The sequence below is a fragment of the Hoyosella altamirensis genome (assembly GCF_014191505.1).
GTDB lineage: Bacteria > Actinomycetota > Actinomycetes > Mycobacteriales > Mycobacteriaceae > Hoyosella > Hoyosella altamirensis.
Map to the genome: position 1 here is coordinate 911,229 of NZ_JACHWS010000001.1, position 17,391 is coordinate 928,619.

Annotated in this window: 12 protein-coding genes; 5 read left to right on the top strand and 7 right to left on the bottom strand. The window is 63.7% G+C overall.

Annotated elements, in window-relative coordinates:
- The first annotated feature begins 67 nt into the window (after nucleotides 1-67).
- Genes eat through eutC form a run of 3 tightly spaced genes read left to right on the top strand, consistent with a single transcriptional unit; the run spans nucleotide 68 to nucleotide 3,677 of the window.
- Entirely contained in the window at nucleotides 68-1,525 is a 1,458-nt protein-coding gene (gene eat / locus FHU29_RS04395) for an ethanolamine permease (RefSeq protein ID WP_064440329.1), read from the top strand.
- The gene (locus FHU29_RS04400) at nucleotides 1,522-2,937 is read left to right on the top strand and encodes an ethanolamine ammonia-lyase subunit EutB (RefSeq protein ID WP_064440330.1); all 1,416 of its coding nucleotides are present in this window, start codon (nucleotides 1,522-1,524) and stop codon (nucleotides 2,935-2,937) included. Before eat ends, FHU29_RS04400 begins: the two co-directional genes overlap by 4 nt.
- Nucleotides 2,934-3,677 carry an ethanolamine ammonia-lyase subunit EutC gene (gene eutC / locus FHU29_RS04405; protein WP_064440331.1) on the top strand — a complete coding sequence of 248 codons (744 nt, stop codon included), beginning with the start codon at nucleotides 2,934-2,936 and terminating at the stop codon, nucleotides 3,675-3,677. Before FHU29_RS04400 ends, eutC begins: the two co-directional genes overlap by 4 nt.
- Here the strand turns inward: eutC and FHU29_RS04410 are convergent.
- The 3 genes from FHU29_RS04410 to FHU29_RS04420 are packed head-to-tail and all read right to left on the bottom strand — an operon-like array spanning nucleotide 3,661 to nucleotide 5,588.
- A complete protein-coding gene (locus FHU29_RS04410) occupies nucleotides 3,661-4,701 on the bottom strand; it encodes an LLM class F420-dependent oxidoreductase (RefSeq protein ID WP_064440332.1) in 1,041 nt (346 codons plus the stop codon). The genes eutC and FHU29_RS04410 overlap by 17 nt on opposite strands.
- 9 nt (nucleotides 4,702-4,710) lie before the next feature.
- Nucleotides 4,711-5,244, bottom strand: coding sequence for a DUF1697 domain-containing protein (locus FHU29_RS04415; protein ID WP_064440333.1), 534 nt, complete (start codon nucleotides 5,242-5,244; stop codon nucleotides 4,711-4,713).
- A gap of 5 nt (nucleotides 5,245-5,249) precedes the next feature.
- On the bottom strand, nucleotides 5,250-5,588 hold the full coding sequence (locus FHU29_RS04420; RefSeq protein WP_064440334.1) for a Rieske (2Fe-2S) protein: 339 nt from the start codon (nucleotides 5,586-5,588) through the stop codon (nucleotides 5,250-5,252).
- Between the two features lie 135 nt (nucleotides 5,589-5,723).
- Here FHU29_RS04420 and FHU29_RS04425 point away from each other — a divergent pair, with 135 nt between their 5' ends.
- Together FHU29_RS04425 and FHU29_RS04430 are read left to right on the top strand one after the other, a co-directional pair.
- Complete coding sequence (locus FHU29_RS04425) at nucleotides 5,724-6,176, top strand: hypothetical protein (protein ID WP_157095087.1); 453 nt, start codon at nucleotides 5,724-5,726, stop codon at nucleotides 6,174-6,176.
- Nucleotides 6,177-6,404: 228 nt separating this feature from the next.
- Entirely contained in the window at nucleotides 6,405-7,835 is a 1,431-nt protein-coding gene (locus FHU29_RS04430; protein WP_183377470.1) for an APC family permease, read from the top strand.
- Nucleotides 7,836-7,866: 31 nt separating this feature from the next.
- Here the strand turns inward: FHU29_RS04430 and recD are convergent, their stop codons facing one another.
- From recD to recC, 4 genes are read right to left on the bottom strand one after another with little or no spacing between them, the layout of a single operon-like run.
- On the bottom strand, nucleotides 7,867-9,720 hold the full coding sequence (gene recD / locus FHU29_RS04435; RefSeq protein WP_064441578.1) for an exodeoxyribonuclease V subunit alpha: 1,854 nt from the start codon (nucleotides 9,718-9,720) through the stop codon (nucleotides 7,867-7,869).
- Nucleotides 9,717-10,772: a phosphotransferase enzyme family protein gene (locus FHU29_RS04440; RefSeq protein WP_064441579.1), complete on the bottom strand. Its 1,056-nt coding sequence runs from the start codon at nucleotides 10,770-10,772 to the stop codon at nucleotides 9,717-9,719. Before FHU29_RS04440 ends, recD begins: the two co-directional genes overlap by 4 nt.
- On the bottom strand, nucleotides 10,765-14,046 hold the full coding sequence (locus tag FHU29_RS04445) for a UvrD-helicase domain-containing protein (RefSeq protein WP_064441580.1): 3,282 nt from the start codon (nucleotides 14,044-14,046) through the stop codon (nucleotides 10,765-10,767). Before FHU29_RS04445 ends, FHU29_RS04440 begins: the two co-directional genes overlap by 8 nt.
- On the bottom strand, nucleotides 14,046-17,333 hold the full coding sequence (recC, locus tag FHU29_RS04450) for an exodeoxyribonuclease V subunit gamma (RefSeq protein WP_064441581.1): 3,288 nt from the start codon (nucleotides 17,331-17,333) through the stop codon (nucleotides 14,046-14,048). Before recC ends, FHU29_RS04445 begins: the two co-directional genes overlap by 1 nt.
- Nucleotides 17,334-17,391 lie beyond the last annotated feature (58 nt).

The window sequence follows — 17,391 nt, forward strand, 5'->3', positions numbered from 1 at the left end:
TTTCGAAGGATGTCCCTGATGAGCTATCGGAGCAGCGGTTCTCTGTGGAAGCGGACAGAGGACCCACATGTCTGACAAACGCGCGCCTGTGGCGGCGGTGACCCCGGCACACCACGACGGCGCTGAGTTCCACACTGAGAGTCAGGACTACCTGGCACGACGCTCACTCCGCGGCGGGACCGCGGGCTGGATACTCCTCGCCGGCCTCGGTGTGAGCTTCGTGATCTCTGGTGATTACGCGGGCTGGAACTACGGCCTCGGTGAGGGCGGATTCGGCGGCTTGCTCATTGCCGCAGTCATCGTCGCAGGAATGTACCTCGCGATGGTGCTGGGCATGGCAGAACTATCCTCCGCGCTCCCCGCTGCCGGAGGAGGGTACACGTTCGCTCGGCGCGCAATGGGCCCCTGGGGCGGCTTCGCTACTGGGACAGCGATTCTCATCGAGTACGCCATCGCACCGGCAGCAATCGCTACGTTCATTGGTGCGTATGTCGAGTCGCTGAATCTGTTCGGCATCACCGACGGCTGGTGGGTGTACCTGGCGGTCTATGCCCTATTCATTGGGATCCACCTCAGTGGCGCCGGTGAAGCACTGAAGACCATGTTCGTCATCACCGCGATAGCTCTTGTCGGCCTGATCGTGTTCGCGATCGCGGCAATCAGCCGTTTCGACTCCGCGAACCTCACGGACATTCCTGTGTCCGAAACCGCTGCGGGAGCGTCGGAGTTCCTGCCGTTCGGGGCGCTTGGCATCTGGGCCGCGATTCCTTTCGCGATCTGGTTCTTCCTCGCCATCGAAGGCGTACCGCTCGCGGCCGAAGAAGCGTCGCAGCCTGAGAAGAACGTCCCGCGCGGAATCATCGCGAGCATGCTCGTTCTGCTCGTCACCTGCGCGACCGTGCTGTTCCTTGCAACGGGCGCGATCGGTGCCGAATCGCTCGCGGACTCAGACAACCCGCTTGTGCACGCACTCGGGGACGGCACTATCGCGAGGGTCGTCAACTACATCGGCCTTGCGGGCCTGATCGCGAGCTTCTTCGCGATCATCTACGCGTACTCGCGACAGACGTTCGCGCTCTCACGGGCCGGCTACCTGCCCACTAGTTTGTCGGTGACGAACAAGCGCAAAGCTCCTGTCCTGGCGCTCATCATTCCCGGTGTGATCGGGTTCGTGCTGTCGCTCACCGGTGAGGGTGCGACTTTGCTGAACGTCGCCGTCTTCGGTGCCGCCCTGAGCTACGTTTTGATGATGGTGAGCCACATCGTCCTGCGGGTCCGCGAACCGCAGATGCCCAGGCCCTACCGGACCCCGGGCGGCATTGCCACCACGTCGTTCGCGCTGGTTATTGCGGTGTGCGCGGTGATTGCCACCTTTTTGGTCGACCCACTGGCAGCATTCCTGGCCCTACTCGTATTCGGCGGGTTCATGGCCTACTTCGGGTTCTACAGCCGCCACCGGCTCGTCGCGAATTCACCGGACGAAGAGTTCGCCGCGCTCGCAAACGCGGAGGCCGAACTGAGATGACGAACTACACCCAGCAGCTCGGTGGCACTGCCTACCAGTTCGGTGGACTGGTCGACCTGCTCGCGAAAGCCACGCCGCTGCGTTCGGGCGACGAACTGGCTGGGTGTGCGGCGCATTCTGATGAGGAACGTGCCGCTGCCCAATGGGCGCTTTCTGACGTTTCGCTCTCGACGTTCCTGAACGACCTCGTCGTACCGTACGAGACGGATGAGGTCACGCGCCTCATTGTTGACTCGCACGACCGCGGCGCGTTCGGTCCGGTTTCGCATTTGACGGTGGGCGGCCTGCGCGACTGGCTGCTCGAAACGATCACGAAGGATGACGCTGCGGCACAGTTGCGCTCTGTGTCACCAGGCTTGACTCCGGAGATGGTCGCGGCGGTCAGCAAGCTGATGCGGAACCAGGACCTGATCGCCGTGTCGAAAGCGATCGAGGTCACTGCGAGTTTCCGGACGACCATCGGAATGCCGGGACGGCTCGCGACCCGCTTGCAGCCCAACCATCCCACTGACAATCCCCGGGGTATCGCTGCAGCGACTCTCGACGGGCTGCTCATGGGGTGCGGTGACGCAGTCATCGGCATCAACCCTGCGACTGATTCACCGCAAGCGACAGCCGATCTTCTGCACCTGCTTGATGATCTGCGCCAGCGATTCGGGATTCCGATGCAGTCCTGCGTACTGTCCCATGTCACCACGACGCTTGGCTTGATCGAGGCAGAAGCTCCGGTGGACCTTGTTTTCCAGTCGATAGCAGGAACGGAGGGCGCAAACAAAGGTTTCGGTGTGACGCTGAACCTGCTGGACGAAGCTAACAGCGCCGGCCGCTCTCTCGGTCGCGGCACGGTCGGCAACAACGTCATGTACCTCGAGACGGGGCAAGGTTCAGCGCTAAGTGCGGGCGCCCACATCGGCACCGGAAACCGGCCTGTAGACCAGCAGACACTCGAAACCCGCGCGTACGCAGTCGCCCGGCACCTCGAACCCCTACTGGTGAACACCGTGGTCGGTTTCATCGGGCCCGAGTACCTTTACGACGGCAAACAGATCATCCGGGCGGGGCTGGAGGATCACTTCTGCGGCAAACTGCTTGGCCTGCCGATGGGTGTCGATGTGTGCTACACGAATCACGCCGAAGCCGACCAGGACGACATGGATAACCTCCTTACGCTCCTCGGCGCGGCGGGAGTCGCGTTCGTGATCACCGTGCCAGGCGCGGACGACGTGATGCTCGGCTACCAGAGCCTGTCGTTTCACGACGCCCTGTTCATCCGCCGCGCTCTGGGGTTGCGTGCGGCGCCGGAATTCGAGGAGTGGCTGACAGGTTTGGGAATGGCCGACGGGGAGGGCCGAATTCTGCCGGTAGACCCAGCGAGGTCGCCGCTGCGTGCGCTGGCAGGGGGAGTGGCATGACTGATTTTTGGGCGCCCCTGCGCGCCTCGACGCAGGCCCGTATCGGTCTCGGCCGCGCGGGGGACGGGCTCCCGACGCGCAGTGTTCTCGAGTTCCGCGCCGCTCACGCCGCTGCGCGTGACGCGGTGCACCAGCCGCTCGACGTGGAGGCGTTCGCCAGCGAGATCGCGTCGGTTGGCCTTGGCGCACCGGCTGTGGTGCGCAGCCAGGTTGCGGATCGCGGCGAGTATTTGCGGCGCCCCGATTTGGGGCGAGTTCCCGCCAGCCTCGAGGAAGTCGCGAGAGCTGACGCTGAGGTGGGCATAGTTCTCGCTGACGGGCTGTCACCGCGGGCGCTGCATGACCATGGCGCCGCTCTCCTCGGCGCCCTTGCCCAGGCCGTTCAGGGGATTTACACGATCGCACCGCCGGTCATTGCGACGTCAGCACGTGTCGCACTGGGCGACCATATTGGCGCGGCCCTCGGCGCGGAGATTCTCATCGTCCTCATCGGGGAGCGGCCAGGACTGTCCGTGGCTGACAGTCTGGGCATCTATCTGACGTACCAGCCCCGGCCTGGCCGTGCCGATTCGGAACGGAACTGCATCTCCAACATTCACCCGCCGGACGGGCTCGGCTACACGGAAGCGGCGAGAATCGTGAAAGGCCTGATCGGTGGGGCCCGGGAACTCGGGCGTTCCGGTGTCGACCTCAAGGACACGTCGCGACTGGAGCTGACGGGAATTACTGCGGTGGAATGAGATTCGCGAGTTGTCTGACATGCTCCGGGCCGTGGCACGTGACCAGCAGCATGGTGACTCCGGAGTCCTCCCATCGTTTGACGTCGTCGCGAACTTGTGCGGCATTCCCGATGATCATTGTCTCGGTCACCATCTCATCGGGAATCGCCGCGGCGGCGGCGTCTTTCTGACCTGACCGGAAGAGAGCCGTCACCTCGTCGACAACGTCGCCGTACCCCATTCGCCGGTACACCTGTGCGTGAAAGTTCAGTTCTGGCGCACCCATACCTCCGACGTAGAGGGCAGTCACCGGTTTTAGCCGGGCGATTTCTCCCGCGCGGTCCTCGGTGACGACCACCTGGCACGTCGCAGCGATCTCGAAGTCGGCGCGGCTGCGGCGAGCTCCCGCACGTGCGAACCCTTCATCGAGCCACTCGTTGTACATGGGTGCGAGGCGCGGCGAGTAATAGATCGCGAGCCAGCCATCAGCGATTTCCGCAGTAAGCGCGACATTCTTCGGCCCTTCCGCGCCGAGCCAGACCGGGATGTCGGCGCGGAGCGGGTGGGTGATCGGCTTGAGGGGCTTGCCTAGCCCGGTCGCGTTCCCGCCCGTGTACGGGAGTGGATAGTGCGGGCCGTCACTGGTTACCGGTGCTTGGCGAGCGAGGACCTGCCGCACGATGGATACGTACTCGCGGGTGCGGGCGAGTGGCTTCGCGAACGGCTGGCCGTACCAGCCCTCAACTACTTGCGGCCCGGAAACGCCAAGTCCCAGGATGGTGCGGCCACCGTTGAGATGGTCGAGAGTGAGGGCGTGCATCGCGCAACTGGTCGGGGTGCGCGCCGAGATCTGCGCGACGGACGTTCCGAGCCGGACTCGTTGCGTTGCCGAGCCCCACCAGGCGAGCGGCGTAAACGCGTCTGACCCCCACGACTCGGCCGCAAAGACAGCGTCGAAGCCTTCTGCTTCTGCCGCGGCAATGAGTTCCGGCGCATTGGCTGGCGGCTGCGCGCCCCAGTATCCGAGCTGCAATCCGAGCTTCATTAGAACAGGTTATCGTGAAAGCTCCAGCAGTTTCCGGACCGTATTGATGTTCCGCGCGGTCCCTGGAACGCCAAGTGCGCGACCGATGGAGGCGTCTTTCATTTCGGGCCTCCCCGCGCCATTGACATACCTGATGTGCATCTCACGACCGATGACGTCCCAGCGGTCATTCCCAGTCTCAAACGTCCGCGCCTTCTCCACGGCCGCAGCAGCTGGCTCACGCAGCAAGAACGTCACATACGAGAACTTCGGATTCACGATTTCGAACGGATGGGCGTCGAGGGCAGCCTGCACTTCATCCCGGGAACGTGAGATCACCTCACGAAAGAAGCCGAAATGGGCTTGGATTGCTTCTTCGAGGGCGCGGTCGAACGCCTCAGGATCTCCCGGAGGCTGACACAGGAGATTTCCGGACGCGATGTAGGTGCGCACGTCAGAAGCTCCCAGTTCCGCGGCGATGGCCCGTAGCTCTGCCATCGGCAGTTTCGCGCCACCCACATTGATGGCGCGGATGAGATGGATGCGGTCACTCTCGACGTACATTGTGACTACTCGACCCAGACGTCGCCATTCTTCACGACGACGCGGCCACGCTGAAGGGGAAAGATCCGGGTCAGGGTCTTGAACGCGAGCCCAACACCGGGAATCTTTGCGAAGATGCCCTGCGGTCCGAGAACCATGCGTCCGGATTTGACGTCATATTTAGCGCCATGCCAGGGGCAGACCAAACACCCGTCCGCATCGATGCTGCCCTGGGCCAGATTTGCGCCAAAATGCCTGCATGTGTGGCTGACCGCGAAATATTCACCATTGTTGCCGACCGCCCAGCTTCCTGCTTGAGTGACCGTGCCTGGGGGCAACTCTTCCTCGGGACCGATTCGGGACATGGCGGCAATCCTTTCCACGGGGCTGACTAGGAGTGGCTATCTGGCAAGGGGCTGGCTTGCAAGGGCTGACTGGGCCAGGCACCACCCGTTTGATTCCGTCTTACCACGCAGCCGCCGTAACTGGACGGTATTGCTGTGAGCTGGCAAACAGACGTGGGGGCATCGGCCTGCTACTGTCACAGCGCACACGTCGGCGGGATGCTCAACGCGATGATCTCTGAGGAGAATGCAGTGGTTGGAACAGTGGAGACTGGCAAGGACACGGTCCAGCACCTGGTCGAGTCCGCGATCAACCACGTCGGTCAGATCTTCGTCATCACGACCGGCATGATCACTGACGTCATTCGGGAGATTGGCGACTTCATTGGTGAGACCCTTGACGTTCTCCAGAAACTCATCGAATCAGCCGTAAGCCATGTTGGTCAGATCGCTGTGCTCATCACACGGGCAATCGCTGGGGTTATCCACGAAATCGGTGAGCTGATCTCCGAGGGTTTCGAAATGATCGAAGCCTCGAAAGCCGCCTACAGCGATCGCGCGCTCTCTAGCCGGAACGAATACGTTGAGGCAGAGTTCGCTCTGTCCTGACTTTACCCCTGGCCGTCAGGGGCTCGCCGCTCCTGTTCAGAACCAGAGATCCAGCTCCTGGGATTATGTACAACCTGTCGATCGAATTCCAATCAATTACGCCGTTTTGGCAGGGCGCGCGCGTGTGTGAAGACAGCCACACTGTATGCGGCGCATGAGTCTCATCACTAGATAACTAAAGACCCTCCGCGCTGAATTTACGGATATCCCTCAATTCAAGGAGTTTGTATGAGTAGCAGCGGTGGGGCGGGCCTGGTACGGGTCCTGGGGCGGTGGGATGTGCTCGCGGTCGCGTTCGGCGCGATGATCGGCTTCGGCTGGATCGTCCTGACTGGCGGGTTTCTCGAAGACGCGGGAACGTTAGGTGCGGCGCTGGCTTTCGTCATCGGCGGCATCATCGTCTCCCTAGTTGGACTGACCTACGCCGAACTTGTCTCGGCGATGCCCGAGGCCGGCGGGGAACACAACTACGTGCTCCGCGGTCTGGGGTCGTGGCCAGCGTTCCTTACCTCCTGGACGCTGGTTCTGGGTTATGTCGCGGTGTGCGCGTTCGAAGCGGTAGCACTGCCGCACAGCCTGAAATATCTGGTGCCGCAACTCGATACGGGATATTTGTGGACGATCGCGGACTACGACGTGTACGCGGTGTGGGCGGCTGTGGGTATCGGCGGCGGACTCGCGATGGCGATCCTGAACTATGTCGGTGTGCGTCCTGCCGCGATCTTCCAGTCGATTGCCGTGGTATTCCTCATCGCGGTCGGCGCGACACTGCTTGTCGGGTCCTTCACCGGCGGTGACCCCGGCAACATGCAGCCGCTGTTCGCCACCGGGTTCTCGGGAATCCTGGTGGTCCTGATCGCGGTACCGTTCCTCTTCGTCGGTTTCGACATCATCCCGCAGTCCGCCGGGGAGATCCGCCTGCCGTACAAAATGATCGGCATCCTGCTGATCATCTCCGTGGCACTCGCCGCCGCCTGGTACATCCTGATCATCCTCACCGTCGGCTCCTCCCTGCCCGCCGATCAGCTCGCCGGCGCGGACCTCGCCGCAGCAGATGGCATGTCCGCGCTCTGGAACAGCCAGACCATGGGCAACATCCTCGTCCTCGGCGGCATCGCGGGCATCCTGACCAGCTGGAACGGCTTCCTCATCGGCGGCAGCCGCCTCATCTACGCAATGGCCGAATCCGGCATGCTGCCCCGCTGGTTCGCCAAAGTCCACCCCCGGTTCCACACACCGAGCAACGCGATCATCTTCATCACCGCGCTGACGGTCATCGCGCCGCTCTTCGGCCGTCAGACCCTGATCTGGCTCGTCGGTGCCGGTGGTTTCGCGATCGTCGTCGCCTACATCATGGTCGCGATCACCTTCCTGGTGCTGCGCCGCCGCGAACCCGGCATGGAACGCCCGTTCCGCGTCGGCCCCGCCCGCACCGTGGGCGTGCTCGCCGTGGTACTCGCCATCGGACTGCTCGTGCTCTTCCTGCCCGGCATGCCAGGTGGGCTCTCGGTACCCGAGTGGATCGTCCTCGCCATCTGGGGCGTGCTCGGACTCGTCCTGCTGACACGCGTACCCCGCATCACACACGGCCCCGACGCCGAAGAACGCATCAGAGCCGCAACGAACAGACAGCACCACGCATCAACCATCAAGAGCTAAGCGCTTTACCACGGGGCGGGGTGCGGCGCGCCTACACGAGCGTCCGCCGCAGCCCGCTGGCCCGTTGTACCTGCCGTGCGACCCCCGCGGCGACCGAGATGTCAGTTCCAATAATCCGGACGTGGTGCCGTGCCCGCGTGATGGCGGTGTACAGGAGTTCGCGCGTCAGCAGAGCGGACGCATCGTCCGGGAGCAGCACGCTGACGGTGTCGTACTGGCTGCCCTGGCTGCGGTGAATTGTCATCGCGTACACCGTCTGAACCGCTGCAATCTGGTTGGGGTGCAACAGAATTGGGTTATCGCCGCGCTGGAACGCCGCCACCACGCCCTCACCTTGCGCAACAACCACCCCGGTGTCCCCGTTGTAAACCTTCGCGTCATGATCGTTTTCCGTCACCAGCAGGGGCTGGCCAGGGTACCAGCGGAAGGGGTCGAGCCGCTCGCCTGTGTCTGTGCTGATCCAGTCCATTGCCTGCTGAGCCCATTGCCGCACGCCGAACGGTCCATCGCGGTGTGCACACAGCAGCCGATGCGATTCGAGCTTTTCCAGTGCGCCTGGCACGTCACCAGCCGTGGCGCGCGCGGTGAGCGCGGCGGAGGCGGCGACGATGTCATGACGGAGCGACGTAAGTTCATCAGGCGGGCAGAATGACACGTCATCGAGTTTGGCGTGCAGGATGTTGAGAACGTCGTCAGCGCGTCCGTCTCGTACCGCCGTCGCGAGTACGGCGATGTTGCCGCCGAACCGCCGGCCGCGGCTGAGCCGGATCACACCCCGGTGCAAGCGCTGCTTCTCGAACGGACTGAGAGCGGCTTCGGCAGGATCGTCGGTGGCGTCGAGGTCAGCACGGATCAGCGTCTCGAGTTGCGGGCTAGGTGACGCGCCAGAACTGGCTGGCCGGGCAACGAGGTCCGCAAGAACGGCTCCAGCTTCGACGGACGTCAACTGGTCGGGGTCGCCCACGAGCAGTAAGCGGGCGTCCGGCCGGACCGCTTCGAGGAGGCGGCACATCATTGTCAGCGACACCATCGACGTTTCGTCGAGCACCACCACGTCGTAAGGCAGCCGGTTGTTCTCATCGTGCCGGAAGCGGTGCCGACTGCCGGGCCGCCAGCCGAGCAGCCGGTGCAGAGTCATCGCGGAGAGCCCCGCGGGGAGCCCGAGCTGGGCGGCCTGTTGATTGATCGATTCTTCAAGGCGCGCAGCAGCTTTGCCAGTCGGAGCGGCAAGTCCGATGCGCAGGCCTTCGCCGTGCAGCGCATACAGCACGGCGAGGATACGTGCGACAGTGTGGGTTTTACCCGTGCCGGGCCCGCCCGCTATGGCGGTGGTCCAGTGGGTTGTCGCGAGTGCCGCGGCGATGCGCTGCCGGTCCGGCGGTGGCGTGACGGTGCCTTCCTCGGTGCGGAACAACCGGACCAGGATGTCGGTGACACGCGCATCGTCGACCGTGGGATGGCTCAGCGCGCGCTGGTCGAGGATGCGGCGGATGGTTTGCTCTTGCCGGTAATACCGATCGAGGTAGAGAAGTTCCCCTTCGGTGGTTGCCACGAGTCGCAGGGGATGAAGTGGATACTCGTGGCTGTCGAGGAGTGGGCTTCGCTTCAGCGCTGCGACAACGTCTGCGCTGTCCGGCCAGGGGAGTTCGTCAAGATCAATCTCGGACTCGACGGTGACTTCCGACAGCCGATTGAGGTCGACACACACGGAGCCGAGTCGCACCGCGCGCGTGGCGAGAGCCGCAGCGAGGAGCGCGATCTCGGATGTTTCGCCGCCTAGCTTCTGCAGTCGCTGAGCGACGTGCACGTCCGCCGGGGCGAGGACGCCCGCCGCATTGAAGACTTGGAGTAAGCCCTGGGCGTTGAGAACGGTGCTGACAGTCATGACCATGCCACCGTGTCTGAGCGTTGCCGTGCCATTGTGAGTACCCGCGACGCGTGACCGGACGGCCCCCACGAATCTCTCGTATGTTCCAGTGCTTTGACACGCTGGGGCCTGTCCCAGGTGTCCTCGTCAAGGACAACTGCGGCGAGTTCCCGTAAATCGTTGAGAGCGCGCACGCAGTGGAAATAGAGCATCCTCTCGCGGTCAGCCCCAGAGTCGGACCCAGAGCCGGCCCCAGAGTCGTCACGGTTCCGATTACCCCGGTCGGCCCTGTATCCCCGGTAGAATGACGCTTGCTGATCTTCGGTGACGGGCGCGGAAGCGAGTACACCCCCGTGATCAACGAACATGAGATCGCGTTCCGGCGGCGCGAGTTCCGCGTCATCCCAGTCGAGGAGATACACCCCGTGCTCGTTCGAGACGACATTCCCGGTGTGAGCATCGGTGTGGCACAGCACAGCCGGTGTCTCTTTGTCCTGCAGCCGGTTTCCGAGCATTTCTGCAATCGACGCTAAATAGGCGATTTCGCCGGTATGTGTGGCCCAAATGGCAGCGAGCGCGGTGACGAGTGAGTCCGTGGCCGGACGCGCGAGCGCGGACTGCACCTCCGCTAGTTCGTCAAGGAGGCTGTGCGGTCTGAAGGACTCTGCTCGCAAACTCGCACGGAGGTGTTCTGGTACGCGCATGGCGTGGACACCGGCGAGCAGACGACCGAATGCGAACCATTGGTCCGCCGTCATTTCGGACCCTGGTTGTCCTTCGATCCAGGGGATGACGCTCAACCGCTTACCTGAACGGATCGACCAGATTGCTCCGGAACGCGTGAGAAGGGGGCCGGGTACGCCGTGGAGGTTGTGCCGCGCAAGGTTTGCCTGAGCGCTTAAACCGGCCGTGCCGCCGCTGCTCAGCTTGATGGCGTACCGTTCACCGTCGTCTGCCGTGCCGCGCCAGGTCTGAGCCGCTGCGTCAATGCCTTCAGTGATGGGGGTGACTGCGTGCAGGGCGATGCCGAAGTCGTCCTCCACCCAGCCGCGGATAGTTCGCTCAGACATCGTTCACGGCTCCTAAATCGTTCGCGGCCAGCATGTCTGAGAGTTGCACGATGAGCGCTGCGGGCGGCTTCCATTCGAAGACACCGTGGCCGGGTGGCGTGTCGGGTCCGACCATCCCGCGCACGAAGAGATATTGAACGGCGCCTAGGTGAACTTCGGGATCGTATTGAGGCTGGCGCCAGCGCAAATAACGATGCAGTGCTACGCAATACAGCAGGGCTTGCAGGGGGTAGTGTGCGTGCAGCATTTCCGCTGCCATCGCTTCGGGCGTGTAGTGCCCGACTGTGAGGTCTCCTCTCCCAAGGCGGTTGGTTTTGTAGTCCGCGACGACATATCGGGGTCCCGGGATGCGCAGGACCGCGTCGATACTGCCGGTGAGAAATCCTCGGAGCGGGGGAGCCTGGACAGTCGTCAGCACGCGGTGATATGACGAGAGGGGATCGTCGGCAGGCAGATGTTCGTGCACCAGACGCGCGATACGCTGCAGCGTGACACGCTCAGACACGGGTTTGTCACCGCCGGCTAGCGGAAACTCGAAATCAAGTTCGGGGAGAAGGTCTCTCGGCAGGACGTCAGCGAGCGTTCCGTAGCCGAGTGGCGTGGTCATCACCGCATGCAGCGCGGTCGCGAGAGCCGCAGGTTCGACCTCGGAATGCCGTCTGCGGATGGCGTCCCGACATCGGTTGTGAAGTTCTGCGGGCAGGTCACCAGTCGACGTGTCGACGGTTTCGAGGATTTCATGCACAAGGGTGCCGAATACTGCTCCCGACGGCAGGTCGTTCATCAGTGAGGGAGCACCACCACGGTCGGAAACCAGTTGCGGTTCTGCGTCAGGCTCATCGGAGATGACGGGTTCTTCTGGCTCGCTGCTTACACCGGCCGGATCATGGGCTGTCGCAATCAATGCCGAATACGAGGTGCGCCGCCATTTCGCGTCGAGCGACCGGTGAAACTCCGCCGCGGCGAGTTCCCGCACCGGTTGAGGCACCGGCTCCCACGAGAGGGCAGGCCCGCCGCCCTTGCCTGCAGCTTCGACTGAAATATATTGCGCCGCAGCCGCGCCCCAATCCTCCAGGATCTGAGCGGCGATGTGATCTTCGGGCACTTTGGCGGGCAGTGCGGGCTCGGAACTATCTGAGCTCCGCCCCATCAGCAAGCGCTGCAGTGGTGCCGTGTCTGTGCCGTACGCTGGCGCCCACCAGAGCACGGTCTGGCATTGTGCGCGGGTGAGCGCGACATAGAGCAGGCGCAGTTCTTCGCCCGCATCTTCTCTGTTGCACCGTGTTCGGTGCCGAAAGAAGTCGGGGCTCTCCTTGCCGCCGATGTCGAGGATGCGGCGTCCGTCATCATCGTGCAGGAGAAGTGAAGACGGGTACGGATCCTTCGCGCCGTCCCAGCCGTACGGCACGTAGACAATCGGGAACTGCAATCCTTTACTGCCATGGATGGTGACGATCTGCACTGCGGCAGCCTCACTGTCGAGGCGCTGACTACGGTTTGATCCGCTGCCTGAGTTCGGGTCCTGGATGCGGCGAGTCAGCCATCGTGTCAGCGCAGTTAGGCCGTAGGAGTTTTCGAGCGCGGCCTCGTTCAGCAGTTGCGCGATGTGGCGGAGGTCAGTCAGATCGCGCTCACCTGACTCATGGCTGAGTAGGCGGGCATCGAACCCCGTGTGCGCGGCGATCCGCTCAGAAACGGCAGCGAACCCGGCTGTGCCGAATAATTCGGCCCAGGCGCGGAGATGACCGCTCAGCCCCGCCATCGCTTCGTCGTCGAGTTGCTCCGGCCGGTACCCCAGCAACGGGGTGAGCGCAGCTAGCCGCACGCGACCAGGCCGGTGTGGCTGCTCCAGCGCATGCAACAACCACAACCACTGCGTCGCGCTGGGCGTGGTGAACACGCTCGCTCCGCCAGCGAGAACTGAAGGCACCCCCACTTTGTCCAGTTCATCGCGAATGTAGGGGATATGTGCCCATTTACGGACGAGAATGGCGATGTCGTTGGGAGCCACCGGACGGGTCTCCGGCCCGAGAGAAACCTGTCGGCCACTGCTGAGCAGTTGCGCGACGTCCGTGGCGAGATCCCGTGCAACCCGGGCGCGTAGTTTGCCTATCGGTGGGAAACCAGTTCTGCCGAGAGGCCCAGACCCAGTCCTGGGCAGGTAGCGCAACCGCAATGGAACGGTGTCCTCAATGCGGGACGTGGCGTGATGGGCGGTGACGGCACCGACGACTATGTCGGGATGCCCGAGGGCGGCACGACCGTAGAGGTGGTCGAGTGCGGCGATGAGTCCGGCGTCACTGCGCCAGTTCACGCCGAGCTGCCGATGGTTGCTGGCTTGCCGTGCGGCATCAAGGTAACTCAGGACTTCAGCGCCGCGGAATGCATAAATGGCCTGCTTGGGGTCACCCACGAGAATGAGCGTGGAGTGCCCGTGAAAAGCACGCGACAGAATCTCCCACTGGACGGGATCAGTGTCCTGGAACTCATCGACGAGCACCAGCCGGTACTGTCGCCGGACGCGCTCGCAAGCCGTGTCACCTTGGGTCTGATCCGACAATGTGTCGCGTAGCAGTATGAGCAGGTCATCGAAGGTTCGTATGCCCGCTATCCGCTTGCGGCGCTCGATCTCCGCCCGGGTGGCTTCGGCGAATGCAACGAGATGCCACGGCGCGCTTCCGTCGTCGGCGTTGATCGGCGCGAGGCGCGCCTGGCGGTCCCGTATGGCGGCGAGCGCGGCTGCGCGTGCGGCGGCCAGGGAAATCGGTGGGGCGGACTCACCTGCGTAGTGCTTCAGGTACAGGTCATCAATCACCTCGGCGGCGAGGTCATCGATGGATTCGGTGAACGTCACGTGCGGCTCGTGCTCACCGGCAAGTCCGAGGCTGTCTAGCATGCGCTGGCAGAAACTGTGTGTGGTGGCGATCGTTGCCGCGTCGAAGTCGGAAAGAGCGTGCGTCAGCCGGTCGCGGCGCTCACGCACCTTCTCCGGTGTCCCGGTGGCGAGATACCGGATCAGTGGGTCCCGATGTAATGCTGCCGTATGAGCATCGGCGAGGCTGAGTGCGGTTTCGGTCAGACGTTCTCGGGTGCGTTCGCGGAGTTCCTGTGTGGCTGCGCGGCTGAATGTCACGAGGAGTAGTTCGGAGAGGCTGGCGCGGCCCTCGGCGACATACCGGGCAGCCAGTCCGACAATGGCGTAGGTCTTTCCCGTACCCGCGCTCGCCTCCAGAATTGTCGTGCCGTCAGGGAGTGGGCCTGTGAGGTCGAACATCAGGGCGCCACCTGCGATTCATTGTCGAGCAACGGGAGCCACAATCGGCAGGCCAGCACACCGAAGCGGGTGGGATCGTCGGACCAGGATGCCTCATCCGCCTCTGGCCTTGCACTAGCGAGTGATGCAAGCTGCGCGCCCGGCCCATAGACGAACGAGTAGTGCTCGTCGGTGCAGTCGCCGAACCTGCCGTCGAACGTTTTGCTTGCTGCTTCGAATGCTTCATCAATTGACCGGCCTGAGTGCCGCCGGTTTGCGTATTCCGCGGACGCGTTCTGCGCGATGGGCAGCGGTGCGGTGAGTCCGCGTTCACGGAGGTCAACTAGACGGCGCAACAGGGCAATTGGATCGTCAGGTGCGCAGATCACGGACCGCCATGCGGGACGCTGCCCCTGCCCGCGCCCTGTGGTGACGGCACGCCAGTTGCCTTGCTCCATGCACGCCAGCGCGACGAGATGCACCCATGCGTGCAGGCGATGCTTGGGGCCGAGCCTGGAATAGATTGTGCGCGCCAAGGTTTCGCCGTGCACACCGGAGACGCTGCCGGTGACACGGCGACCCTGTCCAAGATCGATATCGATGTCATATGTCTGCGGCTGACCTGAGTGAAAACTGTGGGATGCTGCCGAGAGGATGTCGACGGTCGTGCTGATGTCGTCCAGTATCTGGGTGCCGAGGGTGAATGGCGGCAGTGTGCCTCGGCGCAGCTCCGCGTTCCGGAAGTCGTCAATCGTGTGTCCGGACAGCACTGCGTTCAGCATTCTGTCACCAATGTTCCACTTCACCAGGTTGTCGACTTCCGCGCTGAACGCGTCGTCGATCTCGTCTTCCTCGGAGGGCAGGACGACGCCGAGGCGCTGACGAAGGAATGCTTGAACCGGATGCACCACGAAGTTGACGAGGTCGGAGAGGTCTGTGATCGCGGTGTCCTTAGCCGCGAGGAGCATTGGGCGGTCGAGGAACGGTCGGGCAGGCTTTGGCGGTTGCTGGCTGGCGCGGGCGCCGGCGAGCGCGTTCATGTCATAGCTGTGCGGCCTGGCGGGATCGAAGTTGCGGACATCGAAGGGTTGCAGGGGATGAGTGGTGACTGGGTTACTTCCTGCAAGAGCGGTGACGGCGTCCACGACTTCACCGAGCGGGACAGCAGGTGGCAGTCGGTTCCCGGTCACCGGGTCGCAGCCGGTGAAGAACAACAGCAACCGTTCCTGCGCCGCCATGATTGCGTCGAGTAGGAGCTGGCGATCCTCACTGCGCGGGTCGCGCTCGCCGACGCATGGATCCCGGCTCAATACATCGTCACCATCGATTCCGGCGCCGCGCGGAAACTTGTCGTCGTCTAGCCCGAGAAGGATCACGACCCGGTGCGGTACCGATCGCATCGGCACCATCGTGCACACGGTGAGCTCCCCGGTGCGGAAGTTCGCCCGGGTGGGCCGCCCCGCGAGCAGACGCTCCAGCAGTACCCGGACGTCAGGCAAACGAAGCTCTGCTGAGTCGCTGTATCGCGTCGCATCGCCCAGCGCGCTGCGTGCCTCACCTACTTGCCACGCTTCCGCGGCCGGCACCTCGGTCAGCAGATCGAGCGCATCGACAAGGTCGTGGGTCCACTGCCGCGCAGGTTTCAAGCCCTGCAGGGACCGCAGCACGGTGTCGAGCCGGTCCGCGAGTTCAGCGAATTTGCCAGCGAGATCGATATCACCGCTGCCGATGTCGTCGAGCGGAAGCGCCCTGTCGATCCACGCCAGGTCAGACTCGTCCGCAGCTACGCCCAGAAGAATCCGGTCTAGTCCGGTCGCGAACGTGTTCTGCGGGAACCCGCCAAGCCGGAACCGGGAGCGCTGCTGGTCACCGAGCCCCCACCGGGCGCCAGATGCCACCGTCCATTCCCGAAGACGCTCGATATCCTCGTCCTTGAATCCGAAGGCGCGGCGGACCGGACCGTTCGCGGCGAAATCGAGCAATTCGGATGCGGTGACGCGGCTAGCGGCCAGTTCGAGAAGTGAGGCCACGACGCTGAGAAGTGGATTGGTCTGCCGGAGATTCCGGTCCGCGAGCCGCACCCGCAGCTGCTGCCCAGGGTGGGTCGCGATATCTTGCCCGAAGACAGCTCGGATGTGCGGTGCGAAGGTCTCCACATCGGGGCACATGATGAGTACGTCCCGGGGTTCGAGATCGGGGATATCCGAGAACAGGTGCAGCAGACATTCACGCAGAACTTCGACTTGCCGCGCGACCCCGTGGCACGAGTGGATTTCGATCGACGGGTCTGTCTGTGCGAGCGGGGCGGGCGGCTCATCGTTCTGAATGCTGGCCTGGAGGTGGCGCAGCGTGGTGCCGGGCGCCGGGCTGTCCTCGTAATGCGCAACCTCGTCGCACAGAGGTTCAATGCGAAGCTGAAACTCGCGCACATCGCGGGAAAGACTGGCGAGCAGCGGATTTCGTATGCCGAGCACGCTGGTGTCACCTGAACGCCGGGCGCTCTGTGGTGCGCCGCGAAGGTGGTCCCACAGCGCGGGGCTGGGGTGCGGCGTCCAGACGTGTACGGCGCGGCCAGCGGAAAGCGCTTTGATGATGCGCAATTGTTCAGTCGTGAGCCGGGTGGGCCCGAAGAACGACAACCGTTCGGGCAGCGGTACGCATTCAGGCATATCGCGGATGCGTGCACACACGTCCGCGAGCCGTTCCGCTGGGCTCGGGTGACCGATGCGCCCCCGGAGCTCCTGCCAAAGCTGCGGCTGCCAGTCGAGATCGGCGTCGATCGCGGAACCGGCGCCATCGGTATGGAGGCCGGCTGCCCAGTCGACGAGCATGTCCGGCCGTTCAGTGCTGTACCGCCGGAACAATCCCGTCAGGTGTGCCGCGGTCGCATACCTGCGGCCAGCCCGAAAGTCTTGTCGGCCGTCAGTCCGGCGGCCGAAGTGCCGTGCAAGGACCGCGCACCAAGGCTGGCCGACCGACGCGTCGAGAACCTGGAGCAGGTGCCATACGACTCGCTCGATTGCCCAGGGATCATCGTCCGCCGTGACACCACTGGCCGCGGCGATGGCCTCCTCGACGACTCGCGACGGTGCGGGGAACTCGATGTTGGCGGCGATTCCGTCTGTCCGGAGAGGATCGCCGCCCGCCCCGAGCACTGTGGAAAGCCGCTGGGATAGCCAGCGCTCAACACCTTTCGCGGGGACCGAGATCACCTCTGCAGCGAACGGATCCGCGAGTGGCTGCTCGAGGTGCCGCGCGAGTTGAGTCGCCAGCCGGGCTGCAGACCCGGCACGGTGGAGCTTCAGCACAGCGCCTACACCCCTTCCACTGATCCTGCACACAACCGTAACCACTGTGCGCCGCGTC

Bases quoted from the DNA above. Each gene is read 5' to 3' on its own strand.
- eat (WP_064440329.1), top strand. From the start codon at position 68: ATGTCTGACAAACGCGCGCCTGTGGCGGCGGTGACCCCGGCACACCAC.
- FHU29_RS04430 (WP_183377470.1), top strand. From the start codon at position 6,405: ATGAGTAGCAGCGGTGGGGCGGGCCTGGTACGGGTCCTGGGGCGGTGG.
- FHU29_RS04415 (WP_064440333.1), bottom strand. From the start codon at position 5,244: ATGTACGTCGAGAGTGACCGCATCCATCTCATCCGCGCCATCAATGTG.
- recD (WP_064441578.1), bottom strand. From the start codon at position 9,720: ATGACTGTCAGCACCGTTCTCAACGCCCAGGGCTTACTCCAAGTCTTC.
- FHU29_RS04410 (WP_064440332.1), bottom strand. From the start codon at position 4,701: ATGAAGCTCGGATTGCAGCTCGGATACTGGGGCGCGCAGCCGCCAGCC.
- FHU29_RS04420 (WP_064440334.1), bottom strand. From the start codon at position 5,588: ATGTCCCGAATCGGTCCCGAGGAAGAGTTGCCCCCAGGCACGGTCACT.
- eutC (WP_064440331.1), top strand. From the start codon at position 2,934: ATGACTGATTTTTGGGCGCCCCTGCGCGCCTCGACGCAGGCCCGTATC.
- FHU29_RS04445 (WP_064441580.1), bottom strand. From the start codon at position 14,046: ATGTTCGACCTCACAGGCCCACTCCCTGACGGCACGACAATTCTGGAG.
- FHU29_RS04440 (WP_064441579.1), bottom strand. From the start codon at position 10,772: ATGTCTGAGCGAACTATCCGCGGCTGGGTGGAGGACGACTTCGGCATC.
- FHU29_RS04400 (WP_064440330.1), top strand. From the start codon at position 1,522: ATGACGAACTACACCCAGCAGCTCGGTGGCACTGCCTACCAGTTCGGT.